At 72.6% G+C, this 22,824-nt stretch carries 21 protein-coding genes and 3 tRNA genes; 15 read left to right on the plus strand and 9 right to left on the minus strand.

Translation table 11 applies throughout. The features are described 5' to 3' along the window. The first annotated feature begins 81 nt into the window (after positions 1 to 81). The 9 genes from ACZ1IK_RS03125 (at position 82) to ACZ1IK_RS03165 (ending at position 10,123) form a co-directional block, all read left to right on the plus strand. On the plus strand, positions 82 to 1,764 hold the full coding sequence (locus ACZ1IK_RS03125) for an ABC transporter substrate-binding protein (protein WP_134377017.1): 1,683 nt from the start codon (positions 82 to 84) through the stop codon (positions 1,762 to 1,764). A gap of 136 nt (positions 1,765 to 1,900) precedes the next feature. After that, a complete protein-coding gene (locus ACZ1IK_RS03130; RefSeq protein WP_069941074.1) occupies positions 1,901 to 2,905 on the plus strand; it encodes an ABC transporter permease in 1,005 nt (334 codons plus the stop codon). Continuing rightward, entirely contained in the window at positions 2,902 to 3,894 is a 993-nt protein-coding gene (locus ACZ1IK_RS03135) for an ABC transporter permease (protein ID WP_069941073.1), read from the plus strand. Before ACZ1IK_RS03130 ends, ACZ1IK_RS03135 begins: the two co-directional genes overlap by 4 nt. Before the next feature lie 2 nt (positions 3,895 to 3,896). Next, positions 3,897 to 5,651, plus strand: coding sequence for a dipeptide ABC transporter ATP-binding protein (locus ACZ1IK_RS03140; RefSeq protein WP_465098316.1), 1,755 nt, complete (start codon positions 3,897 to 3,899; stop codon positions 5,649 to 5,651). An 83-nt stretch (positions 5,652 to 5,734) separates the two neighbouring features. After that, positions 5,735 to 7,075, plus strand: coding sequence for an Nramp family divalent metal transporter (locus ACZ1IK_RS03145; protein WP_095353594.1), 1,341 nt, complete (start codon positions 5,735 to 5,737; stop codon positions 7,073 to 7,075). A 31-nt stretch (positions 7,076 to 7,106) separates the two neighbouring features. Continuing rightward, positions 7,107 to 7,484 (plus strand): thiamine-binding protein, encoded by a 378-nt coding sequence (locus tag ACZ1IK_RS03150; protein WP_036383533.1) that lies wholly within the window; start codon positions 7,107 to 7,109, stop codon positions 7,482 to 7,484. Positions 7,485 to 7,593: 109 nt separating this feature from the next. Further along, positions 7,594 to 8,157 (plus strand): GNAT family N-acetyltransferase, encoded by a 564-nt coding sequence (locus ACZ1IK_RS03155; protein WP_095353593.1) that lies wholly within the window; start codon positions 7,594 to 7,596, stop codon positions 8,155 to 8,157. Beyond that, the gene (locus ACZ1IK_RS03160; RefSeq protein ID WP_095353592.1) at positions 8,154 to 9,083 is read left to right on the plus strand and encodes a spermidine synthase; all 930 of its coding nucleotides are present in this window, start codon (positions 8,154 to 8,156) and stop codon (positions 9,081 to 9,083) included. The genes ACZ1IK_RS03155 and ACZ1IK_RS03160 overlap by 4 nt, the downstream gene beginning before the upstream one ends. A 65-nt stretch (positions 9,084 to 9,148) precedes the next feature. Next, positions 9,149 to 10,123: a universal stress protein gene (locus ACZ1IK_RS03165; RefSeq protein WP_465098317.1), complete on the plus strand. Its 975-nt coding sequence runs from the start codon at positions 9,149 to 9,151 to the stop codon at positions 10,121 to 10,123. 7 nt (positions 10,124 to 10,130) lie between these two features. Here the strand turns inward: ACZ1IK_RS03165 and ACZ1IK_RS03170 are convergent, their stop codons facing one another. After that, positions 10,131 to 10,526 carry a metallopeptidase family protein gene (locus ACZ1IK_RS03170; RefSeq protein ID WP_002856128.1) on the minus strand — a complete coding sequence of 132 codons (396 nt, stop codon included), beginning with the start codon at positions 10,524 to 10,526 and terminating at the stop codon, positions 10,131 to 10,133. 125 nt (positions 10,527 to 10,651) lie between these two features. Between ACZ1IK_RS03170 and ACZ1IK_RS03175 the strand changes: the two genes are divergently transcribed. From ACZ1IK_RS03175 to ACZ1IK_RS03190, 4 genes are all read left to right on the plus strand, one after another. Beyond that, positions 10,652 to 10,724 (plus strand) — tRNA-Glu (locus ACZ1IK_RS03175). A 116-nt stretch (positions 10,725 to 10,840) separates the two neighbouring features. Further along, positions 10,841 to 10,914: transfer RNA gene (locus ACZ1IK_RS03180), tRNA-Asp, on the plus strand. A gap of 72 nt (positions 10,915 to 10,986) precedes the next feature. Continuing rightward, positions 10,987 to 11,062, plus strand: a tRNA-Phe gene (locus tag ACZ1IK_RS03185). 92 nt (positions 11,063 to 11,154) lie between these two features. Further along, positions 11,155 to 11,769, plus strand: coding sequence for a cysteine hydrolase family protein (locus ACZ1IK_RS03190; protein ID WP_069941069.1), 615 nt, complete (start codon positions 11,155 to 11,157; stop codon positions 11,767 to 11,769). A 7-nt stretch (positions 11,770 to 11,776) separates the two neighbouring features. On the opposite strand, the gene ACZ1IK_RS03195 is transcribed toward ACZ1IK_RS03190, so the two are convergent. Then, positions 11,777 to 12,043 carry a hypothetical protein gene (locus ACZ1IK_RS03195; RefSeq protein ID WP_041103606.1) on the minus strand — a complete coding sequence of 89 codons (267 nt, stop codon included), beginning with the start codon at positions 12,041 to 12,043 and terminating at the stop codon, positions 11,777 to 11,779. 202 nt (positions 12,044 to 12,245) lie between these two features. Between ACZ1IK_RS03195 and ACZ1IK_RS03200 the strand changes: the two genes are divergently transcribed. Continuing rightward, complete coding sequence (locus ACZ1IK_RS03200) at positions 12,246 to 14,105, plus strand: BCCT family transporter (RefSeq protein WP_069941068.1); 1,860 nt, start codon at positions 12,246 to 12,248, stop codon at positions 14,103 to 14,105. Positions 14,106 to 14,187: 82 nt separating this feature from the next. On the opposite strand, the gene ACZ1IK_RS03205 is transcribed toward ACZ1IK_RS03200, so the two are convergent. From ACZ1IK_RS03205 to ACZ1IK_RS03230, 6 genes are all read right to left on the minus strand, one after another. Further along, a complete protein-coding gene (locus ACZ1IK_RS03205) occupies positions 14,188 to 15,654 on the minus strand; it encodes an amino acid permease (RefSeq protein ID WP_049147815.1) in 1,467 nt (488 codons plus the stop codon). 207 nt (positions 15,655 to 15,861) lie between these two features. Next, positions 15,862 to 17,685, minus strand: coding sequence for a glycoside hydrolase family 13 protein (locus ACZ1IK_RS03210; RefSeq protein ID WP_063189678.1), 1,824 nt, complete (start codon positions 17,683 to 17,685; stop codon positions 15,862 to 15,864). Between the two features lie 114 nt (positions 17,686 to 17,799). Further along, positions 17,800 to 18,702 (minus strand): DUF8083 family protein, encoded by a 903-nt coding sequence (locus ACZ1IK_RS03215; RefSeq protein WP_036383519.1) that lies wholly within the window; start codon positions 18,700 to 18,702, stop codon positions 17,800 to 17,802. An 18-nt stretch (positions 18,703 to 18,720) separates the two neighbouring features. Beyond that, positions 18,721 to 19,548: an exodeoxyribonuclease III gene (locus tag ACZ1IK_RS03220; RefSeq protein WP_036316782.1), complete on the minus strand. Its 828-nt coding sequence runs from the start codon at positions 19,546 to 19,548 to the stop codon at positions 18,721 to 18,723. 44 nt (positions 19,549 to 19,592) lie between these two features. Further along, the gene (gene nadE, locus ACZ1IK_RS03225) at positions 19,593 to 20,501 is read right to left on the minus strand and encodes an ammonia-dependent NAD(+) synthetase (protein ID WP_036316784.1); all 909 of its coding nucleotides are present in this window, start codon (positions 20,499 to 20,501) and stop codon (positions 19,593 to 19,595) included. Positions 20,502 to 20,559: 58 nt separating this feature from the next. Then, on the minus strand, positions 20,560 to 21,006 hold the full coding sequence (locus ACZ1IK_RS03230; RefSeq protein WP_036316787.1) for a MarR family winged helix-turn-helix transcriptional regulator: 447 nt from the start codon (positions 21,004 to 21,006) through the stop codon (positions 20,560 to 20,562). A gap of 58 nt (positions 21,007 to 21,064) precedes the next feature. On the opposite strand from ACZ1IK_RS03230, the gene pyrE reads away from it, so the two are divergent. Then, positions 21,065 to 21,661 carry an orotate phosphoribosyltransferase gene (pyrE, locus tag ACZ1IK_RS03235; RefSeq protein ID WP_036316789.1) on the plus strand — a complete coding sequence of 199 codons (597 nt, stop codon included), beginning with the start codon at positions 21,065 to 21,067 and terminating at the stop codon, positions 21,659 to 21,661. A gap of 26 nt (positions 21,662 to 21,687) precedes the next feature. On the opposite strand, the gene ACZ1IK_RS03240 is transcribed toward pyrE, so the two are convergent. After that, complete coding sequence (locus ACZ1IK_RS03240; RefSeq protein WP_036316798.1) at positions 21,688 to 22,773, minus strand: magnesium and cobalt transport protein CorA; 1,086 nt, start codon at positions 22,771 to 22,773, stop codon at positions 21,688 to 21,690. Between the last annotated feature and the right edge of the window lie 51 nt (positions 22,774 to 22,824).

Consider the following 22,824-nt stretch of genomic DNA (forward strand, 5'->3'; position numbering starts at 1 on the left):
GGAGCGTGCCCGAGGTCACACCCGACGGCGCGGTCCCCTCGCACCCGCGTCTCGGCTGAGACCTCTCCCGGAGGAGCCCCCATGGCCACCCGTCTGCGTCACCGACTCCTGTCCGCCGCCGCGCTCACCGCGGCCGGCGCCCTGCTCGTCACCGGCTGCGCCCAGAGCCAGCGCGACGGCGGCGGCTCCGGCGGCTCGGGCGGGGGCGACGCCGCCCAAGTGGACGGCTCGTTCATCTTCGCCGCCTCCTCCGACCCCAAGAGCCTCGATCCGGCGTTCGCGAGCGATGGCGAGACGTTCCGGGTCTCCCGTCAGATCTTCGAGGGCCTCGTGGGCACGAAGCCGGGCACCGCGGACCCCGCGCCGCTGCTGGCCGAGTCCTGGGAGTCCTCGGAGGACGGCCTGACCCACACGTTCCAGCTGAAGGAGGGCGTGACCTTCCACGACGGCGAGCCGTTCAACGGGGAGGCCGTGTGCGCCAACTTCGACCGCTGGTACAACTTCACGGGCATCCAGCAGTCGGAGACCCTCTCGTACTACTACGGCAAGCTGTTCCGCGGCTTCGCGGACAAGCCCGAGGACGCCGTCTACAAGGAGTGCGAGGCCACCGGCGAGCACGAGGTGAAGATCACGCTGGCGCAGCCGTTCGCGGGCTTCATCTCCTCCCTGTCCCTGCCGGCCTTCGCCATGCAGTCGCCGAAGGCGCTCGAGGAGTACAAGGCGGACGAGGTCGGCGGCACCGCCGAGTCGCCCCAGATGTCCGAGTACGCCCGGGCACACCCCACCGGCACCGGCCCCTACAAGTTCGAGTCCTGGAGCGTGGGCGAGGACGTCAAGCTCACCGCCAACGAGGACTACTGGGGCGAGGGCGGCGAGGTCACGGACATCACCTTCCGCGTGATCGACGACCCGGTGGCCCGCCGTCAGGCGCTCGAGGCCGGGGACATCGACGGCTACGACCTCGTGGCCCCCGCGGACACCGCGGCGCTGTCCGAGGCCGGCTTCAACGTGGTGGCCCGCGACCCGTTCACCATCCTCTACCTGGGCCTGAACCAGGAGAAGGAGGAGCTCCAGGACGTCAGGGTGCGCCAGGCGATCGCCCACGCGATCGACAAGGACGCCCTCATCGCGCAGACCCTCCCCGAGGGCACGGAGCCCGCCACCCAGTTCATCCCGAAGTCCGTGAACGGGTACAGCGAGGACGTCACCACGTACGAGCACGACCCCGCCAAGGCCAAGGCGCTGCTCGCCGAGGCCGGCTACCCGGACGGCTTCACGATCGACTTCAACTACCCCACCGGCGTCTCGCGCCCGTACATGCCGACCCCCGAGCAGGCGTTCTCCAACCTCTCGAGCCAGCTGGCCGAGGTGGGCATCACGGTGAACGCGAAGCCGGCCAAGTGGAGCCCGGACTACCTCGACCAGGTGCAGGGCACCTCGGACCACGGCATCCACCTGCTCGGCTGGACCGGTGACTACAACGACACGGACAACTTCGTGGGCGTGTTCTTCGGCCAGGAGAAGCCCGAGTTCGGCTTCACCGACGAGGAGCTGTTCTCCGCCCTCGAGGAGGCCCGCCAGATCCCGACGCTCGAGGAGCAGACGCCGAAGTACCAGGAGATCAACGAGCAGATCTCCGAGATCGTCCCGGCGGTCCCGCTCGCCCACCCGGCCCCGTCGCTGGCCTTCGACAAGCGCGTGGCCTCCTACCCGGCGAGCCCGGTCAACGACGAGGTCTTCAACGAGATCGACCTGACCGAGTGAGCCCGGCGGGCCGGGGACGACCCGCCCCACCGGCGACGACGGCGCCGCGCCCCGGCGCCGTCGTCGCCGGCCCGCCCGCCACCGCCCGTCCCTCGCACCGACCGGCCCGGCCCCCGCGCCGGCATGGAGGCCCCTCGTGCTCAGACTCATCGGCAAGCGCCTGCTGCTGCTGATCCCCACCCTGTTCGGACTGTCCGTCCTGCTGTTCGTGTGGGTCCGCAGCCTGCCCGGCGGCCCCGCCACCGCCCTGCTCGGCGACCGCGCCACCCCCGAGGCCGTGGCCCGCGTGAACGCGGCGTACGGCTTCGACAAGCCCCTGCTCGAGCAGTACCTCACCTACATGGGGCGGCTGCTGCGCGGCGACTTCGGCACCTCGACCATGACGAACCGGTCCGTGGTCGAGGAGTTCGCGGACCGCTTCCCGGCCACGCTGGAGCTCTCGGTCTTCGCGATCGTGTTCGCGGTGGCCATCGGCATCCCGCTCGGCTACTGGGCGGCCCGCCATGTGGGCCGGTGGCAGGACGACGTCGCCGTCGTGCTGTCCCTGGTCGGCGTGGTGGTGCCCGTGTTCTTCCTGGCGTTCATCCTCAAGTGGGTGTTCGCGGTGAAGCTGGGCTGGCTGCCCACGGACGGCCGGCAGGACCCGCGGATCGACGCCACCCACTACACGAACTTCTACGTGTGGGACGGCATCATCACCGCGGAGTGGGACGCGGCCCTGAACGCGCTGACCCACCTGGTGCTGCCCGGCATCGCGCTGGGCACCATCCCGCTGGCGATCATCGCGCGCATCACCCGTGCCTCCGTGCTGGACGTGCAGGACGCGGACTTCGTGCGCACGGCCCGCGCCAAGGGCCTGGCCCCGCGCCTGATCCGAAACCGGTTCATCATGCGCAACGCCCTGCTGCCGGTGAGCACCACGCTCGGCCTGCAGCTGGGCCTGCTGATCTCCGGGGCGGTGCTCACCGAGACGGTGTTCGCGTTCAACGGGATCGGCCGGTTCCTCGCGCAGGCGATCTTCCAGCTCGACTTCCCGGTGCTGCAGGGCTTCATCATCTTCATCGCCCTGCTCTACTCGCTGATCAACCTGGTCGTGGACGTCTCCTACGGCCTCATCGACCCGAGGGTGCGTGTCTCATGAGCGTGAACCTGCCCCCCAGCCCCGGCGGCGGACCCACCGAGCACGCCGTCGAGCACGCGCTGGCGCCCGTCGAGGCCGGGGCCACCCAGGCGACCACCGAGGCCGCCGCGGACACCCGCGGCACCTCCGTGTGGGGCGCCGCGTTCCAGCGGCTGCGCCGCAACCCGGCGGCGATCGCCGGCGCCGTGATCGTGCTGCTCTTCGTGCTCGTGGCCGTCCTCGCCCCGGTGCTGGCCCCGTACGCGGGCACGGCCACACCCGGCATGCGCGAGATCCGCCCCACCCACGTGCCCGGCCCCGGCGAGGTGGCCGGCTACCCGCTGGGCCTGGACCGCTTCGGCGGGGACGTGCTCTCCAAGCTGATCTGGGGCGCGCAGGCCTCGCTGCTCATCGGCGTCATCTCGACGGCGTTCGGCCTGGCCGGCGGCATGCTGCTCGGCCTGCTGGCCGGCACGTTCGGCGGCTGGGTGGACTCCGTGGTGATGCGCGTCGTGGACATCCTGCTCTCGGTGCCGAACCTGCTGCTGGCGGTGTCCATCGCGGCGATCCTCGGGCAGACCCCGTTCGCGGTGATGATCGCGATCGGGGTGGCGCAGGTGCCCGTGTTCGCGCGACTGCTGCGGTCCTCGATGCTCACGCAGAAGGGGTCGGACTACGTGCTCGCGGCGCAGACCCTCGGCCTCTCGCGCGGACGGATCACGATGTCCCACGTGCTGCCGAACTCGCTGGGCCCCGTGATCGTGCAGGCCACGCTCACCCTGGCCACGGCCGTGATCGACGCGGCCGCCCTGTCCTTCCTGGGCCTCGGCGGCGGCCGCCCCGAGACCGCCGAGTGGGGCCGCATGCTCACCTACGCGCAGGCCGAGCTGGGCATCAACCCGTGGCTCGCGTTCCTGCCCGGCCTGTGCATCGCCATCACCGCGCTCGGCTTCACCCTGCTGGGCGAGTCCCTGCGCGAGGCCCTCGACCCGACCTCCCGGAGGCGCTGACCATGGACCCCAAGCACGACGACGGCGCGCCCGGCCCCGGCACGACACCCGCGGTCCCCGCGGCCGGCGCCCCGCTGCTGGAGATCCGCGACCTGGATGTGGAGTTCACCACCCAGCAGGGCACCGTGCAGGCCGTGGAGGGCGCGTCCCTCACGCTCCCGGCCGGCGGCACGCTGGCGATCGTGGGCGAGTCCGGCTCGGGCAAGTCCACCACCGCGATGGCCGCGATCGGCCTGCTGCCCGGCAACGGCCGGGTCACGGCGGGCTCCGTCCGCTTCGCGGGCGAGGAGCTCGTGGGCCTGCCCGAGTCGCGGATGCGCCGCATCCGTGGCCGCCGGATCGGGCTGGTGCCGCAGGACCCGATGTCCAACCTCAACCCCGTGACCCGGGTGGGTCAGCAGATCGGGGAGACCCTGCTGACCCACGGCATGGCGACGAAGAAGGACGTGGGGGCCGCCGTCGTCGAGGTGATGGAGCGCGCCGGCATCCCCGAGCCGGCGCGGCGGGCCAAGCAGTACCCGCACGAGCTCTCGGGCGGCCTGCGCCAGCGCGTGCTGATCGCCATCGGCCTGGCGTGCCGGCCGCAGCTGCTGATCGCGGACGAGCCGACCTCCGCCCTGGACGTGACGGTGCAGCAGGTGATCCTGGACCAGATCGAGGAGATGACCCGCGAGCTCGGCAGCTCCGTGCTGCTGATCACCCATGACCTCGGCCTCGCCGCCGAGCGCGCGCAGCAGCTCGTGGTGATGCACCGCGGACGCGTGGTGGAGTCGGGCGACGCGCGGGCCATCCTCGAGGACCCGCAGCACGCCTACACCCGCTCGCTCGTGGCGGCCGCGCCGTCGGTGGCGGCGGCCCGCCTGCTGCCCGAGGCCTTCGATCCCGCGCCCGTCGCACTGGCCGAGGACGACACGGCGGCCCTGACCACGGTGGCCCTGGCGAAGCAGGACCTCACCCCGCTGGTGGAGATCCGCGACCTCACCAAGGTCTATCCCGTGCGCGGGCACGAGGACTTCATCGCCGTGAAGGACGTCTCCCTGAAGATCCCGCGCGGCAAGACCGTCTCGATCGTCGGCGAGTCCGGCTCCGGCAAGACGACGACGGCGCGCATGCTGCTCAAGCTGATCGAGCCGACCTCGGGCGAGATCACCTTCGAGGGCAGGGATGTGCTGGCGCTGAAGGGGGAGGGGCTCAAGGACTTCCGGCAGCGCGTGCAGGCCGTGTTCCAGGACCCCTTCTCCTCGCTCAACCCCTCGTTCACGGTGGGCCGGATCATCGAGGAGCCGCTGCAGACGTACCGGCGGGGCAACGCCACGCAGCGGCGGGCGCGCGTGCTCGAGCTCATGGACCAGGTGGCCCTGCCCTCCCACTTCCACCGCCGGTACCCGGCCGAGCTCTCGGGTGGACAGCGCCAGCGCGTGGCGATCGCCCGGGCGCTCGCGCTGAACCCCGAGCTGATCGTGTGCGACGAGCCGGTCTCCGCGCTGGACGTGCTCGTGCAGGACCAGATCCTCACGCTGCTGCGCCGCCTGCAGGACGAGCTGGGGCTGAGCTACCTGTTCATCTCGCACGACCTGGCGGTGGTGCGGCTCATCTCCGACTACGTGTGCGTCATGAAGGACGGCGAGGTGGTGGAGGCGGCCAGCTCGGAGGAGGTCTTCACCAACCCCCGGCACCCGTACACCCGCCGCCTGCTCGCCTCGATCCCGGGCAACGAGCTGGGCATCGCGGTGGAGGCGGACGGGACGCACGTGTGAAGCACCGCGGAGTGATGTGAGCGGCGTCGCCCCGTGCGTGATACTTGCTGCATCACTCGCATCCCCGATCGCAGGAGCATCCCATGGCCCACGCCGTCGACCCCGGGCGCCCCGTGCACAACCCGGACATCGTCGGGTTCACCGACGCCGAACTGAACGAGACGCCGATCCGCCCGCGCTGGAACTCCCTCGGCCCGGGCATCGTCGCCGCGGCCACGGGCGTGGGCGCGGCGGACCTGGTGGCCACCCTGACCGCCGGCTCCCGCTACGGCTACATGCTGCTGTGGGCCGTGGTGCTGGGCGTGATCTTCAAGATCGTGCTCGTGGAGGGCGTGGGCCGCTACTACCTCTCCACCGGCAAGACGATCTTCCAGGGTTGGCGCACCCTCGGGGCCTGGACGTCCTGGTACTTCGGCCCGTACATCCTCATCTGGGGCATCGTGTACGGGGCGACGGCGATGTCCTCCACCGCCCTGCCGCTCGCGGCGCTGTTCCCCGGGGTGGACAGCAAGGTGTTCGCGATCGCCTCGGGCCTGATCGGCCTGGGGCTGGTCTGGCTGGACAGGTACCGGCTCATCGAGTGGCTCATGACGGTGCTGATCGGCGTCATGTTCGTGACCGTGCTGCTCTCGGCGGCACTGACCGTTCCGAACCTGGGCGCGATCCTGGCCGGTCTCGTGCCGCGCCTGCCCTCCGGCGATCCCCAGGCCATGTTCTACGTGCTCGGCCTCGCCGGCGGCGTCGGCGGCACCATCACGCTCGCGGCCTACGGCTACTGGCTGCGCGAGAAGGGCTGGAACGTCCCGAAGTACCTGAAGGTCATGCGGTTCGACAATGCGACCTCGTACATCCTCACGGGCATCTTCGTGATCGCCACCATGGTCATGGGCGTGGAGCTGCTGCACTCGGCGGGGCTGGCGATCTCCTCGGGCGACAAGGGCCTGCTCGACGTCGGCGACGTGCTGGCCGAGCGCTACGGCTCGGCGTGGTCCACGGTGTTCCTCATCGGATTCTTCGCCGCGTCCTTCTCCTCCCTGCTGGGCGTGTGGCACGGCGTCTCGCTGATGTTCGCGGACTTCTGGACGAACTTCCGCCGGCCCGCCGAGGAGCTGGACCAGGACGACGCGCCGTCGCTGTCCTCGAAGCCCGGCCGCTTCTTCCTGCTGTGGCTGACCCTGCCGCCCATGGCGCTGCTGTTCCTGGACCGGCCGATCTTCCTGATCCTGCTCTACGGCACGCTCGGCGCCCTGTTCATGCCGTTCCTGGCCGTGACCCTGCTGTTCCTCAACAACACGAAGGACGTGCCGCGGCAGTTCCGCAACGGCTGGGTCCGCAACACCCTGTTGGGCCTGACCGCGGCCGTGTTCGTGGCGATCGGCGTGAACGAGCTGATCAAGGCCCTGCAGCCGGTGCTCGGGGGGTGAGCCGGCGGCGGGGGCGGGGCACACTGGTGCCATGATCGTCGCCTTCTCCGTCGCCCCCTCCGGCCAACCCGCCGACGCCGAGCACCTGCCCGGCGACGCGGACACCGCGTCCGTGCACCGGGCGGTGGCGGCCGCCGTCGCCGTGGTGCGCGCCTCCGGCCTGCCGCACCGCACCTCCTCGATGTTCACCGAGATCGAGGGGGAGTGGGACGAGGTGATGGAGGTCGTGCGCGCCGCCGTGGACGCCGTGTCCCCGTACGGCACACGCGTCTCGCTCGTGCTGAAGGCGGACATCCGCCCCGGCCGCACCGGCGAGCTGGACGGCAAGCTCGAGCGCCTCGAGTCGGCCCTCGCCGAGGACGAGGGGCGGCGCGCCGCCCCAGCCCCGCGCGACGGCGACGCCGGGTGACCCCCCTCCCCGCTGCCCCCCCGGACGCTTTCGTTCGAGAAACGGCGGCGTGTCGAGGCGCTTTCGTTCGAGAAATGGCCGCCGCGCCGGCGGCCCAGAGGAGCAGCCCGTGCCTGAGTCTGTGACCGTGCGCCCCGCCGCCCCCGGGGACGTCGAGGCGCTGCTGCGCGTCAAGGCGCGGTCGTGGCGGGAGGCCTACGGCGCGCTCCTGCCGTCCGCGTACCTGGACGCGATCGAGGACCGGATCCCAGAGGACGTGCCCGTGTGGACCGCGCTGATCGGATCGGACCGAGACCTCTGGGTCGCCGACGACGGCGGCCGGCTGCTCGGCGTGGCGCTCGCGGGCCCGCGTCGCTCGGCGGCGGAGACGGGCCGGACGGGCGCGGACGACGCGGCCGCATCGCCCGCCGACCTGCCCGATGTGGAGCTCATGGTGCTCTACGTCCTGGCCGAGGCGTACGGCACCGGTCTGGGAGCGCGCCTGCTGGACGCCGTCGTCGGCGACCGTCCCGCCGTGCTGCGCGTCCTCGCCGAGAATCCGCGGGCCGTCGCGTTCTACGCCAAGCACGGCTTCGCGTCCGTGGGGGCGCCGGAGCCGATGACCGGCCCGTGGGCCGGCCTGCACGAGCAGCTGATGGTGCGCCGTCTCCCGCACGACGGCGGTGCGGCGTGAGCCGCCGGTCGTCGGCGCGCCGGGGCCGGGCCGCGGGCGGAGCCGCCGGCCCCGCCGGGATCGAGCCGGGCGTCCACGCGATCACCCACGGCACCGCCGAGATCCGCGAGAACGCCTTCGAGCCGGGCGCGTTCATCCTCTACGTCAACGGCGTCGAGTCCTCGCCGCTGGACCCCGAGCGCCCCGAGCGCATGGCCTTCGAGTACATGCGCTGGGCCGCCGCGGCCGTCCGGGCGCACTGGCCGGAGCCCACGCCCCTGCGGGCCCTGCACCTGGGCGGCGCGGGCTGCGCGCTCGCCCGCTGGGTGGACCACGCGTACCCGGGCTCCCACCAGACCGCGGTGGAGATCGACGCCGGCCTGGCCGCCCTCGCGCGTGAGCGCTTCGGCCTGCCCCGCGCCCCGGCCCTGCGCATCCGCGTGGCCGACGCCGCCGAGGTCCTGGCCACGGCCCACCCGGCCAGCCGCGACCTGATCATCCGCGACGTCTTCGCCCCGGACCCCACGGACCTGACGGGCGCCCGCCACATCACCCCGCCGGGCCTCACCGGCCTGGACGCGGCCCGCGCCGCCGCGCGGGTCCTCGCCCCCGGCGGGCTGTACGTGCTCAACGTGGGCGGCGGGCCGGACCTGACGTCGGTGCGGGCGGACGTGGCCGCCGTCGTCGCCGCGTTCGAGCACGTCGAGGTGATCGCGGATCCGCCCATGCTCAAGGGGCGGCGCCGCGGCAACGTCATCGTGGCGGCCTCGGACGCTCCCGTGGCCCGCCCCGCCGCGGACGCCCCGCCCGGCTCCGACCCCCGCGACCGCCTGGCCCGTGCCCTGCGCATGGACGCCTTCCCGGCCCGGCTCGCGGAGGATCCACGCGGCTTCCCCGCGGGCGTCGCGCCCGGGATCACGGGACTCGTCCCGGGCCCCGAGGCGTAGCGTAGACTGGAGGCACTCGGCCGGGTCCGCCCGGGGCCCGTCGAGTCCGACTCGAGGAGGTCGCCATGTCCGCCCAGACCCAGCCCGCCGCCACCCGCCGTGAGGACGCACCGCTCGGCGTCCTGGTGGGTGTGGACGGCTCCGACCAGTCCGTCTCCGCCGCCCGCTGGGCCCAGCGCGAGGCCGGCCTGCGCGGCGAGCCGCTGACCCTCGTCACCGCCTACTCGATCCCCGCGTACTGGGGTTACGGCGCGGACGCCGGCGGCGCCGTCCTGGACGACTCCCGTCTCCGCGAGGGCGTGCAGGCCCTCCTGGAGGAGGTCGCCGGCAAGCTCGACGCCGACGGGGTGCGTCCGGAGCTGCGTGTGGAGATCGGGGACGCGGCCGGCGTCCTCGTGGAGCTCTCCGCCGAGGCCTCCCTGCTCGTCTCGGGCGCGCGCGGCCGCGGCGGCTTCATGGGCCGCCTGCTCGGCTCGGTGGCCGCCGCGCTGCCCGGCCACGCGCACTGCCCGGTCGCCATCATCCCCGCCGGGGTCGAGGCCAGCCGCGCGGGGGACAGGACCGCCGTCGTGGTGGGCGTCGACGGTTCCGAGCAGGGCCGTGCCGCCGCTCTCGAGGCCGCTGAGGAGGCCCGCCTCCGCCAGGCCCCGCTGAAGCTCGTGTGCGCCGTCCCGCCCCTGGGCGCGAACGCCGCGTGGCTGGCCGTCAGCCTGGACGAGGAGGCCCGAGAGCGGGAGCTGCGCGAGCGTCTCGACGCCGGCGCCGCGTGGATCCGCTCCGAGTTCCCCGGCCTCGAGGTCCTCACCGAGCTCGTGGACGGCACCCCCGTGGACGTGATGGTGGACCAGACCGCCACCGCCCGCCTCACCGTGGTGGGCACGCGCGGTCTGGGCGGCTTCGCCGGTGCGATCGTCGGCTCCACGAGCCGCGGCGTCGCGGACCACGCGAAGGGCCCGGTGCTCGTCGTCCCGTTCCGCAAGGACGTCCGCCTCGGCCGCCGCGCCTCGTTCGGCCCGGTCCAGGACCAGTCGGGGTCCTGACCGGCGCTCAGCCCCAGCCGAGCTCGTGGAGGCGCTCCTCGGAGATGCCGAAGAAATGCCCCACCTCGTGCATGACGGTGACGGTGATCTCGTCCTCGAGCTCGGCGCGGGAGGTGCAGTGGCGGGTGAGCGGGCCGCGGAACACCACGATCCGGTCCGGCATCTGCCACGCGAACTCGGCGCGCTCGGTCAGCGGCACGCCCTCGTAGAGGCCGAACAGCTCGGTGGCCGGGTCCTCCCAGCGCTGCGGCTCGTACTCGTCCTCCACCACCACGACGACGTTCGTCAGCAGCCGTGCCAGCTCGTCCGGGATGCGGGTGAGGGCCGCGGAGACGGCGTCGTCGAACTCCTGCTCGCTCATCCACGTGGCGGCGGGCTGCTCGGGCGACGGGCGGTGGTCCACGGCGGCTCCTGGGTGTGCGGGGCTCCGCGGCGCGGAGGGCGGCCGGCCGGCGGCCGGACTTGCCGGAGGGTCTGCGGCCACCATAGACTCCCAGGGTCCACCTCGGGAATCTCGACACCGGACCTGCCCCTATCGTCTAGAGGCCTAGGACACCGCCCTTTCACGGCGGCGACACGGGTTCGAATCCCGTTGGGGGTACGCAGAACAGCCGCCTTCGGCAGCCGGAACGGCACATGGAGCGTGGATTTGCACGACGCTCGGAGGCTCTGCTAGAGTTTCCACTCGTTGCGAAAGTAGCGAGAACAACAGAACATGGCCCTGTAGCGCAGTTGGTTAGCGCGCCGCCCTGTCACGGCGGAGGTCGCGGGTTCAAGTCCCGTCAGGGTCGCTCGGATCGTCCGATCACCGGCATTCGGAAACGGAGTCCGGTGACGCATGGTCCTGGTGACGAAGGTCGCCGGGCTCTGTAGCTCAGTTGGTAGAGCGTACGACTGAAAATCGTAAGGTCACCGGATCGACGCCGGTCGGAGCCACCACTTCGAGAAGGCCCCCCGCAGACGCGGGGGGCCTTCGTCGTCCGGGGCGACGGGCCGCTGACAGGCGGCGACGCGGTGGGCACACTGGGTCGATGCCCGATTCCCCCTCCGCCCGCGCGACCGGCGGCGAGACCGCGCTCGTGGTGATCGACGTCCAGCACAGCTACTTCGAGCATCCCGCGCTGGCCGCCCATCAGTCCGAGCTGACGGCGGCGGTCGTGGAACTGCTCCGGGCCGCGCACGAGGCCGGCCGTCCCGTCTTCCTGGTGCGGACCGAGCACGCGCGGGACCGCTCCACGTGGACGTTGAACATGCTGGCCGACGACGAGGGCTTCGCCTTCCCGGGCACCCGGCAGGCCGCTCTGCTCGACGGGGTCGCGGCGGCCGCCCCGGACGCCGTCGAGGTCGTGAAGACCCGGGACTCCGCCTTCCACGGCACAGGACTGGCGGCCGAGCTGCGGGGCCGCGGGGTGGATCGGCTCCTGCTGTGCGGCGTCTCCACCCACAGCTGCATCGCCGAGACCGCCACGGCCGCGTTCGCCCTCGACTTCCACGCCGCGATCGCGACGGACGCGATCGCCTCCGAGGAGCCGGCGCTGGCCGCGGCGATGCTCGACTTCCTCCGCGACGAGATGCGTCAGCCGCTCCTCGGGCAGGACGAGGCACTCACCCTCCTGCGCACCGGCCTCGTCCCCGACCGGGGCTGAGGGGCGTTCACAGGATCTCGACGTCGCCCTCGTCCGCACGCGTGCGGTCCTGGGCGTCCTCCTCGATGTGCATGGCGGCGGACTCCGCATTGCGCAGGGAGTCCGGGGCACGTCCCTCCCCGGCCCGGTGCTGCGGGTCGTCCGAGCCGCCGCGCACGGGCTGGCCGTCGCGGCCGTCCTCCGGCTCGGGGTCGCCGGCGGCGTTGGGATCGGCGAGCAGGTCCGTCTCGAGCTCTCGTTCGTCCTCGCGGTCCTCGAAGGGGACGTCGGTCATGGTGCGGGTCCTTCCTCTCACGGGCGGGCCCGTCCGGCGCCGCCGTCGTCGTGGTGCCCCACACCCTAGTGAGGCCGCCCACGCCTCACCAGGGGGCGCCCGCGCCGGGGCCGTGGGCGCGGTCACCCGGCCGGGTGAGACCGTCCACTCGGCCGCGTCTCAGGCGGGGGGCCGGCGCGCGGGACCACGTAGGGTCGGGAGGATGAGCGATCCGACACCGCCCTTGAAGAATCCACTGGATCCTGAGCGGGCCGACACCCGCCCCTCCTCCGCCCCCACGGCCGACGGCGCCGTCGCCCCTGCCACCTCCGCCGCGGCCGCCCGCGACCGCGTCCTGCTGCCGTGGGTGTTCTGGCCCTCCGCGGTCATCGTGCTCTCCTTCGTGGGGGCCACGCTGCTCGCCCCCGAGCAGATGACCGTGGGCATCGGCCTGGTCCAGCAGGCCATCATCACGAACTTCTCGTGGTGGTACGCCCTCGTCGCCCTGTTCTTCGTGCTGTTCTGCGGCTACCTCGCGTTCTCCCGCAAGGGCGACATCACCCTGGGCAAGCCCGATGAGAAGCCCGAGTTCTCCACGCTGTCCTGGTTCTCCCTGCTCTTCGCGGCGGGCATGGGCATCGGCCTCGTGTTCTTCGGCATGACCGAGCCGCTCATGCACTTCACCTCGCCGCGGCCCGACGTGGCGGCCGCCAACCCCACCCAGGCGGAGGCCGCCCAGTCGGCGCTGGCCACCACGTTCCTGCACTGGGGCCTGCAGCCCTGGGCGATCTACGCGGTGGTGGGCGTGGCGGTCGCGCTGGCCATCCACCGGCGTGGCCGTCCCCTCGCGCTGCGCTGGGCCTTCGAGCCGCTGATCGGCGAGCGCCGCGTGCGCGGCGGCTGGGGCCACCTGATCGACAACATCGCCCTCATCGGCACCGTCTTCGGCGTGGCCACCTCGCTGGGCCTCGGCGTCACCCAGATGTCCGCGGGCCTGCGCGCGCTGGGCATCGTGCCCGAGGACAGCCCCTGGCTCGAGTACGCCATGATCGGCGCGGTCACCTGCGTGGTGCTCTACACCGTGGTCTCCGGTGTCGAGCGCGGCATGAAGTGGCTGTCCAACACCAACCTGATCCTGGCCGCCGGACTGCTGCTGTTCATCGCGATCGTGGGGCCCACCGCGTTCCTGCTCAAGGAGATGGTGCAGTCCCTCGGCTCCTACATGCAGTACTTCTTCGCGAACTCGCTCAACGTCTCCGCGTTCTACGGCGCCGAGGGCGACGCGTGGCAGGCCGGCTGGAGCGCGTACTACTGGGGCTGGTGGATGTCCTGGACGCCGTTCGTCGGCATCTTCATCGCCCGCATCTCGCGCGGTCGCACCGTGCGCGAGTTCATCGCCGGCGTGCTGCTGGTGCCCACCCTGGTCTGCGTGGTCTGGTTCGGCATCCTGGGCGGCACCGCGATCTTCCTCGAGACCACCCGCCCGGCCGGGTACACCTCCGTGGTGGGCGCGGACGGCGCCATCGACTCGAACACCGCGCTCTTCCAGGTGCTCGAGCAGCTGCCCGCGGGCATGATGCTCGTGGTCGGCGCCATCATCCTCTCGGGCATCTTCTTCATCACCTCCGCCGACTCGGGCTCGCTGGTGATGGGCATGCTCGCCACCGGCGGCGACGTGAACCCGAAGGCCACGGTGAAGATCTTCTTCGCCATCGCCACCTCGCTCATGGCCGCGGCCCTGCTGGCCGCCGGCGGCCTGTCCGCCATCCAGGTCCTGGCCATCACCATCGGCCTGCCGTTCTCCGTGCTGATGCTGCTGATCTGCCTGGCCACGTTCCGCTCGCTCGGCTACTCCGTGGCGCGGGTGGAGGCGGTGCGCCGTCAGGCCATGCTGGCCTCCATCAAGGACCGCCTGGGCCTCGAGTCCGACGACGACGAGGTGGTCGACGCCGGCCCCGTGGCGGCCTCGCAGTGGTGGGCCTCGCTCAGCCGGGACCACCAGCAGCGGATCGCCGATGCGGCCGCCGGCGTCCCGGCCTCGGAGGGGCCGCGCCGCACCCGGCTGCGCCGCCACGGGCACTGACGTCCGCCCCCGGGCGCCCTCCCGGCCCCGACGAGAACGGCCCCTGTCCCGCGCGGGACAGGGGCCGTCGTCGTCGTGGGGGTCAGTCCTCGTGGGACTGGCGGGTGCGGACCACCGGCAGGGTGCCGGTGCGGTCGTGGGCCGCGGCCGACGTGCGGGTGCCCGTGACGAACCAGGCGAGGGTCAGGACCGCGACCCACACGAGACCGATGATGAGCGCCTGGCGCGAATCCGGGATGGTGGCCATGGTGATCACCACGGTGGCCACGAACGCCAGGCCCAGGTAGGTGCCGACGCCGCCCAGCGGCATGGGGAAGGGGGACGGCTCCGCGCCCTGCTCCGCGACGCGCCTGCGCATGGCGCGGTGGGACAGGAAGATCATGGCCCAGGTCAGCACCACGGCGAACGAGGCGACGCCGGCCACCAGGCTGAAGGCGTTCGGGTCCACGGTGATCAGCACCGCGCCGAGCACCATCACGCCCAGCATCACGGCCACGGACAGCCACGGCACGCCGCCGCGGTTGGTGTGGGTGAAGGCCCGGGGTGCCTGGCCGTCGTGGGCCATCGCGTAGAGCAGGCGACCGGACGCGTAGATGCAGGCGTTGATCGCGGAGACGGCGGCGGTGAGCACCACGAAGTTCAGCAGGTGCGGGGCGAAGGGGACGCCGAGGCCCTCGAAGATCTGCACGAACGGGCTGGCCTTGCCGTCCACCTGGTTCCAGGGGACGAGGGCCATGATGACCGCCATCGTCAGCACGTAGAACAACAGGATGCGGATCGGCACCGTGTTGATGGCCTTGGGCAGCACCTTCTCCGGGTTCTTGGCCTCGCCCGCGGCCACGCCGAGGGTCTCGATGCCGCCGAAGGAGAACGTCACGATGGTGAGCGCGGTCAGCACGCCCAGGATGCCGTGCGGCAGGAATCCGCCGTGGTCCACGAGGTTCGCCAGGCTGGCCTGGGTGCCGTCCGCGGTGGAGGCGCCGGTGAAGAGCAGGATCACACCGCCGAAGATCATCGCCACGATGGCCCCGACCTTCACGAGCGTCAGCCAGAACTCGGCCTCACCGAAGTTGCCGACGTGCGTGAAGTTGATCAGGCCGACCACGAGGATCGTGGCCGCGACCCAGGCCCAGGCCGGGACCCCCGGGAACCAGAACGCCATGTACGTGGTGATGGCGGCGGTGTCCGCGACGATCACGACGGCCAGCTCGAAGACGAAGGTCCAGCCGGTCACGTAGCCGGCGAAGGGGCCGAGATAACGGGAGGCGTAGGCGGCGAAGGACCCGGAGACGGGCTCCCGGAGCGTCATCTCGCCGAGGGCGCGCATCACGAGGAACACGGCGGCGCCCGCGACGAGGAAGGACAGGATCACGCCCGGCCCGGCGGCCTGGATGCCGCCGGCCGAGCCGTAGAAGAGGCCGGTGCCCACCGCCGTGCCCAGGGCGATGAACATGATGTGCCGCTGGCTCAGGCCGCGGTGCAGCTGCCCGCGGTCCGCGGTGGCCGCGCCGGTCTCGGCGACGCGGGAGCCGAAGGGGGAGGTGCTCACGTGAAGTCTCCGCTCGAAGGGGGGTGGATCAGGACACGCCATGGTGACTCGTGACACAGCGTTCATGCCACTTTGTCCGGTGTGATGCGAGTCATCGTGGACGTTACGTCGCGTTCGTCCGGCCGGGCCGGATGATGTGACCTCGCCCACCGCGGATTCCCCGCGGAAGGTCCGGGGTGCCCCGGCGGGTCCCGGGGCGCGCCGGGCTCAGTCCATGAGCAGCCACGCGGCGGCGTCGTGCGCGAGCCGCCCGTCCTGCACGGCCTCCGCCTCCTCGAGGGAGAACAGGGCCCGGGAATGGCCCGCGGGCAGGTCGACGGGATCGGTCGACAGGTTCGCCATCACGAGCACGGTGCGCGCCGGGATCGGCTCGCCCGAGCCCAGGTGCCGGCCACCGCCCGAGGTGACCGTGAACGCCAGCACCCCGCGTGCGGGGTCGTGGTGCTCGGACCACGCGAACGTGCCCGTGCCCAGGTCGAGCTCGCCGCGGATCTGCAGCAGACGCCGGTACAGCTCGAACACGGAGCCCTCGACGCCGACCTGCCGGTCCGCCGCCAGCGCCCGGAAGGACGCGGGCTGGGGCAGCCACGGCGCGGCGACGCCCTCGGCGGCGGACGCGGGGCCGTCGTCGTCCGCGGGGGTCGAGAAGCCGTAGGACGGCTCGTCCGCGGCCCACGGCAGAGGGATGCGGCAGCCGTCGCGGCCGGGCTCCTTGCCGTCCGTGCGGAAGAAGTACGGGTCCTGGCGATGCTCGGCGGCGAGGGTGGTGTGCTCGGGCAGGCCCAGCTCGTCGCCCTGGTAGATGTACGCGGAGCCGGGCAGGCCCAGCTCCACCATCGCGGCGGCGCGGGCCCGACGGCGACCGACCGCCTCGTCTGGCTGCTCGTCCTCGGCCGTGATGCCGGCGGGGTAGGAGCTCGGGTCGGCGAGGCCGTAGCGGGAGGCGTGGCGCACCGTGTCGTGGTTCGAGAGCACCCAGGTGTTCGGGGCGCCGACCCGGCCGGCCTGCTCGAAGGACCGGTCGATCGCGTGGGTCAGCGAGGCGGCGTCCCAGCCGGCCATGAGGTAGGTGAAGTTGAAGGTCTGGTGCATCTCGCCGGGGCGGACGTACCGGAACATCCGCGAGAGCGGGGCCACCCACGCCTCGGCCACCATCATCGGCTCGTGGTCGTAGGAGTCCAGGACCCGCCGCCAGTCCCGGTAGACCTCGTGGACGCGGTCCTGGTCCATGAACGGGGTGAGCGGCTCGAAGGTGTCCGGGTCGAACGTGGGGTCGGCGTCCTCGCCCGCGTCCGTGACCATGCCCATGCGGGAGTGCTCGGCGTCCGGGTAGCCGGGCTGCTTGATGAGCCCGTGGGCCACGTCCACCCGGAAGCCGTCCACGCCGCGGTCCAGCCAGAACCGCAGGATGGAGCGGAACTCCTCGCGCACCTCCTCGTTCTCCCAGTTCAGGTCCGGCTGCGTGGTGTCGAACAGGTGCAGGTACCACTGGCCCGGGGTGCCGTCCGCCTCGGTCACACGGGTCCAGGCCCCGCCGCCGAACGTGGACTCCCAGTTGTTGGGGGGCAGCTCGCCGTGCTCGCCGCGGCCCTCGGCGAAGTGGTAGCGGGCGCGCTCGGGGGAGCCGGGGGCGGCGGCCAGGGCGGCCTGGAACCACGCGTGCTCGGACGAGGTGTGGTTCGGCACGAGGTCCACGACCACGCGGATGCCGGCCTCGTGCGCGGCGGCGATCATCTCGTCCGCGTCCGCGAGCGTGCCGAACCGCGGGTCCACGGCGCGGTAGTCCGCGACGTCGTAGCCGGCGTCGTGCTGCGGGGAGAGGTAGAAGGGCGAGAGCCAGATCGCGTCCACGCCGAGCTGGGCCAGGTAGTCGAGGCGCGAGGTGACGCCGCGCAGGTCGCCCATGCCGTCCCCGTCCGCGTCCGCGAAGGAGCGCGGGTACACCTGGTAGATCACGGCGTCCACCCACCACGGCGTGACGGGCCGGTTCCGGGCTTCCGAGGGCGGGGTGCTCAGGCGCTGCGTGGTCATGGGATCCACCCTAGGCCCGACGCCGGGGCGCGCGCCCCGCGTGGGCGGCGTCGGCGGCGTGGTGTGCGTCTCGAGCACCCGGGTCGGCCCCACCCCGGTGCGCCGGCGGCCGGCTCAGGTCAGCCTGGCCAGCATCCCGACGGCGGCCCAGCGCCGGTTCAGTCGTTCCTGTGCGACGCCGGCGGTCGCCTCGTCGCCCTCCTCGAGCGCGTCGATGAGCGTCCACAGGTCGAAGACGGAGTCGTCCGGCCACACGTGCCGCGTGAGGCCGCCGTAGTCCAGCTCGATCCACGAGTCGGGGTGGAACGCGCCGAGCCACTCCACCATCACCGTGAGCTCGCCGATCAGCTCCGCATCCGGGGCGTGCCGCGCGAGCACCGCCGCCGCGTGCCCGGCCCGCTCCCGGGCGGCCACGATCGGGGCGCGCCGGTACGCCGTGCGCTCGCCGTCCACGAGGCGCTTCACCGGCTCCTCGGGGTCGAACACCGTGAGCCAGCCGTGCGGCACACCCCACGTGGCCGTGCGCGTCTGCACGCGGTGGTGCTCCGGCGCGCCGCCCTCGTCCTGCGGGTCCTGGCCCGCCGCGTCCGGGTCGGGGGAGAGGCCCCACTCGTCCTCGAGCGCCACGAGCGCGCGGCCGCGGTTCATGGCGCGCGCCGCCGGCGGGATGGCGGCCTCGTGCAGCCGCGGCAGCATCGTCTCCTCGAGCATGGCCGCGGCCATCTCGGCGCGCAGGCCCCGCTCGTCCGGGCAGTAGAAGGCGGAGCGGTGCTCGTCCTGGAGGACCCGCACCAGGTCGTCCTCACCGGGTTCCGGGAACGGGTCGGCCACGGGCCGGGCCAGGCGACGCCGGGCCCGTTCGGCCGCCTCGGCCTCGACCTCGGCACGGGTGCGGTGGCCGCCGGCGATCAGCCGCGCCTGGACCGCGTCCGGGAACGTGGCCAGCGGCTGGAAGACGCGCAGGTGCGCGGTGCCGCGCGCGACACCCGGGGGCGGGCCGCCGTCGTCGTGGGTCATCGCGGGCTCATCCGTGGCTCAGCCCAGCTCGACGACCACGGGCGCGTGGTCCGAGGCGCCCTTGCCCTTGCGCTCCTCGCGGTCGATCCAGGCGTCCGTGACCGTCCGTGCGAGGGCGGGGGAGCACAGCTGGAAGTCGATGCGCATGCCCTTCTTCTTGGGGAAGGCCAGGCCCGTGTAGTCCCAGTACGTGTACACGCCGGGGCCGGGGTGGCGCGGGCGCACCACGTCCACCAGCCCGGCGTCCTCGAACGCGTGGAACGCCGCGCGCTCGGCCGGGGAGACGTGCGTGTAGCCCTCGCGCTGGAACAGCTCGATGTCCCACACGTCCTCGTCCTGCGGAGCGATGTTCCAGTCGCCGGTCAGGGCGAGCCGGGTGTCCGGGTCCTCGGCGAGGCGAGCGGCCGCGTGCTCCTGGAGCACGCGCAGCCACTCGAGCTTGTAGCCCATGTGCTCGTTCTCCAGGCCGCGCCCGTTGGGCACGTACAGGCTCCACAGGCGCACCGGGGCGACGCCGTCGGCCGCCTCCGCGCCCACGGTCGCCCCGATGGCGCGGGACTCCTCCTGCGGGTCCACGCCGCCCTTGCCGAAGTGCGGCTGGCCGGGGAAGCCGCGCTGCACGTCGCTCAGGCCGACGCGGGAGGCGATGGCCACGCCGTTCCACTGCGAGGTGCCGTTGTGCACCACCTCGTAGCCGGCGCGCTCGAAGAGCTCCCACGGGAAGTTCTCGTCCCGGCACTTGGTCTCCTGGATGGCCAGGACGTCGATGTCATGGCGCTCGAGGAAGGCCTCGACGCGGTCGGCGCGGGCACGGAGGGAGTTGACGTTCCAGGTGGCGATCTTCACCCGGCCAGGCTATCGAAGGGCGCGGACACCGTGGGATCGGCGCCTCAGCGCCACCAGTCGTCGTGGATCGTCACCGGCGTGGTGCGCTTGTGGCGGCTGCGGAGCCAGATGCCCTCGAGCTTCTCCGCGACCTCGGTAGGGACGTCCTTGCCCTCGAGGTAGTCGTCGATGTCCTCGTACGTCATCCCGAGTTCGGCCTCGTCCGTCTGGCCCGGCGTGCCGTCCAGCAGGTCCGCGGTGGGCACCTTGTTCCACAGGGGCTCGGGGGCGCCGAGTTCGCGGCCCAGCGCCCGCACCTGCCGCTTGTTCAGGCCAGCCAGCGGCAGGACGTCCGCGCCGCCGTCGCCGAACTTCGTGTAGAAGCCCGTGATGGCCTCCGCCGCCTGGTCCGTGCCGATCACCAGCTGCCCGTGGGCGCCGGCCACCGCGTACTGGGCCGTCATGCGGATGCGGGCCTTCACGTTGCCCTGGTTGTAGTCCGAGATCGGCTCCCCCACGGCCTCGGCGAAGGCGGCGGCCAGACCCTGCACGGCCTCCGCGATGTTCAGGGTGACGTCCTGGTCCGCGCCCACGAAGTCCATGGCGGCCCGGGCATCCGCCTCGTCGTGCTGCACCTTGTAGGGCAGGCGCACGGCGGTGAACCGGGGGTTCTCGCGGGAGGGCACGACGTCGGCGCCCACCCCCGCCTCACCCGGCGGGGTGGTGCCGGGGCCGCCCAGGGCGACGGCGTCCGGGACGCCGAGCTGGGCGCGGCGACGCTCGACGGCGAGCTGGGCCAGCCGGCCGCCCACCGTGGAGTCCACGCCGCCGGAGATGCCCAGGACGAAGCCGGACGCGCCCGTGGCCGCGAGGTAGTCGGCGAGGAAGGCCACGCGCCGTTCGACTTCGGCCGCCGGGTCGATCTCGGGGAGGACGCCCTGCTGGGCGATGATCCGCTGCTGGAGTTCACGCATGCCGGTCAGCGTAGGACCGGCCCCGCGCACGGGGACAGGGGCGGTCGGCGACGACGGCTCACGCGTCCGGGTGCCCCAGGTTGCGGGCGATGCGGCGCAGGACGCGGACGGCGTCGTCGATCTGGTCCCGCGGGACGTCCGCCGTCGCCTCGGCACGCAGGGCCTCGACCGCCTCACCCACGCGGGCGCCCGCGGTGCGGCCCGTGGCGGTGAGGGTGTAGAGGTCGCCCTCGACCGTCACCCAGTGGGACTCGACCAGCTCCTCGATCTGACCGGACACCGCGCCGCGCTGCTCCTCCTCGAAGCCGGCCTCGAGCTCGGCGCGGGACTGCGGGGCCACCGTGAGGGTGTTCAGCAGCTGCCACTGGACGCGGGTCAGGCCGTGCTCCTCGAGGCTCTCGGCCACGCGCGCCGCGATCAGGCCCTCGGTGAGGGTGAGCCAGTGCGCCAGGGGCAGGCCGGAGGGATGCTGGACGGGGGCGTCGTCGTGCGGGATCTCGCTCATAACCCGAGCCTAGCCAGGCCGGGACGGAATCGGCAGGGGTGGCCGGGCTCGCACTAGCATGGGCGGCATGACCGACGCGCAGACCCCCACCGTCCCCACGCCCGAGCAGGACCGCGAGCGGCTCAAGCAGCTCATCCAGGAGCTGGCCGTGGTGCACGGCCGGGTGACCCTGTCCTCCGGCAAGGAGGCGGACTACTACGTGGACCTGCGTCGTGTCACCCTGCACCACGAGGCCGCCCCACTGATCGGCCGCGTGATGCTGCGCCTGCTCGAGGAGAACGGGATCGAGTTCGACGCGGTGGGCGGCCTGACCATGGGCGCCGACCCCGTGGCCACCGCGATGATGCATCAGGCCGGCACCGTGGGCCGCGCGCTCGACGCGTTCGTGGTGCGCAAGGCGCAGAAGTCGTACGGCATGGGCCGGCAGGTGGAGGGCCCGGGCGTGGACGGGCGCCGCGTCGTCGTGCTGGAGGACACCTCGACGACGGGCGGCTCCGCGCTCACCGCCGTCGAGGGCGTGCGCAACGCGGGCGGCGACGTCCAGGCCGTGGCCGTGATCGTGGACCGTGCGACCGGCGCCGCCGAGCGCGTGGCCGAGGAGGCGGGGGTGCCGTACCTGTACGCGTTCGGCAAGGACGAGCTCGGCCTCGACTGAGCCTCGGCCGGCCCCGCGCCGCCCGCCTAGAGCCAGTCCGCGCGCTTGAACAGCACGAAGAGGGTGAGGGCCACCGCCAGCATGAGTCCCAGGGCGAACGGATAGCCGAACGCCCAGTGCAGCTCGGGCATGCCGTCGAAGTTCATGCCGTAGACCGAGCCCACCAGCTGCGGCGCGAAGATGATCGCCGCCCAGGACGAGATCTGCTTGACCTGCTCGTTCTGGGCGATCGACTGCTCGGCCAGCCGCTTCGACGCCAGCGTCGAGTCCAGCTCGAGGGCGTTGTTGAGCATCTGGCGCATGGTCATCACGCGCTCGTTGATCTGGACGGCGTGGTCGTGGACGTCGCGCAGGCGGCGCAGGTTCTCCACCTCGAGGCGCGCCTGATCGCTGAGCTCCTCGTCCTCCCAGGCGTGGGCGTCGTCGCGCCGGGGCAGGCCGTCGGCGTCGAGGCGGCGGGTGTCCTCATGCAGGCGGGTGCGCACCTCCTCCTGGAGCTGCTCCACGATGGACGGCAGCGCGCGGATGGCGTGCTGGAAGTTCAGCACCTCGCGGGAGAGCTCGTAGATGCGCCGGGAGACGTGCCCGTCGCCGGCGAAGACCTGGTCCTCGATCTCCGCGATGTCCTGTTCGAGGCCGTCGGCCACCGGGAAGTAGTCGTCCACGACCCGGTCCAGGATCTCCAGGGTGACCTGCCACGGCCCCATCGCGAGGCGCTCGCGGCCCTCCGTCTCCAGGGACCGTCGCACGGCGGCCAGGTCCGGCTCCTCCGCGTGACGCACCGTCACCACGTAGTGCTCACCGGTGAAGACGCTCAGCTCGCCGAACTCCACGGTCTCGGTGCGGTCGACGTAGCGGGCCGGGTGCAGGACCATGAACGAGTCCTCGCCGTAGCGGTCCAGCTTGGCGCGCTCGCCTCCGGCGAGGGCGTCCTCGACGGCGAGCGGGTGCAGGCGCAGCTCCTCCGCGACCGCTTGGAGCTCGGCCACGTCCGGGCGGTACAGGCCCAGCCAGGCCATGCCGCCGGTGCGCTCACACTCCTCCCAGGTGTCCTCGAGGGTGGAGGGGGCGTGGACGCGCCGCCCGTCCACGTACACGGCGTTGTCGATCATGCTCACCCGGACATTCTCCCCGACGGCGGCCCCCGGCGGATTCCAGGATGC

The organism is Micrococcus sp. CS26, assembly GCF_055522295.1.

Coding starts and splice junctions, on each gene's coding strand:
- ACZ1IK_RS03125 (WP_134377017.1), top strand. CDS start 82: ATGGCCACCCGTCTGCGTCACCGACTCCTGTCCGCCGCCGCGCTCACC.
- ACZ1IK_RS03135 (WP_069941073.1), top strand. CDS start 2,902: ATGAGCGTGAACCTGCCCCCCAGCCCCGGCGGCGGACCCACCGAGCAC.
- ACZ1IK_RS03140 (WP_465098316.1), top strand. CDS start 3,897: ATGGACCCCAAGCACGACGACGGCGCGCCCGGCCCCGGCACGACACCC.
- ACZ1IK_RS03145 (WP_095353594.1), top strand. CDS start 5,735: ATGGCCCACGCCGTCGACCCCGGGCGCCCCGTGCACAACCCGGACATC.
- ACZ1IK_RS03150 (WP_036383533.1), top strand. CDS start 7,107: ATGATCGTCGCCTTCTCCGTCGCCCCCTCCGGCCAACCCGCCGACGCC.
- ACZ1IK_RS03165 (WP_465098317.1), top strand. CDS start 9,149: ATGTCCGCCCAGACCCAGCCCGCCGCCACCCGCCGTGAGGACGCACCG.
- ACZ1IK_RS03190 (WP_069941069.1), top strand. CDS start 11,155: ATGCCCGATTCCCCCTCCGCCCGCGCGACCGGCGGCGAGACCGCGCTC.
- ACZ1IK_RS03195 (WP_041103606.1), bottom strand. CDS start 12,043: ATGACCGACGTCCCCTTCGAGGACCGCGAGGACGAACGAGAGCTCGAG.
- ACZ1IK_RS03200 (WP_069941068.1), top strand. CDS start 12,246: ATGAGCGATCCGACACCGCCCTTGAAGAATCCACTGGATCCTGAGCGG.
- ACZ1IK_RS03210 (WP_063189678.1), bottom strand. CDS start 17,685: ATGACCACGCAGCGCCTGAGCACCCCGCCCTCGGAAGCCCGGAACCGG.
- ACZ1IK_RS03215 (WP_036383519.1), bottom strand. CDS start 18,702: ATGACCCACGACGACGGCGGCCCGCCCCCGGGTGTCGCGCGCGGCACC.
- nadE (WP_036316784.1), bottom strand. CDS start 20,501: ATGCGTGAACTCCAGCAGCGGATCATCGCCCAGCAGGGCGTCCTCCCC.
- ACZ1IK_RS03230 (WP_036316787.1), bottom strand. CDS start 21,006: ATGAGCGAGATCCCGCACGACGACGCCCCCGTCCAGCATCCCTCCGGC.
- pyrE (WP_036316789.1), top strand. CDS start 21,065: ATGGGCGGCATGACCGACGCGCAGACCCCCACCGTCCCCACGCCCGAG.
- ACZ1IK_RS03240 (WP_036316798.1), bottom strand. CDS start 22,773: ATGATCGACAACGCCGTGTACGTGGACGGGCGGCGCGTCCACGCCCCC.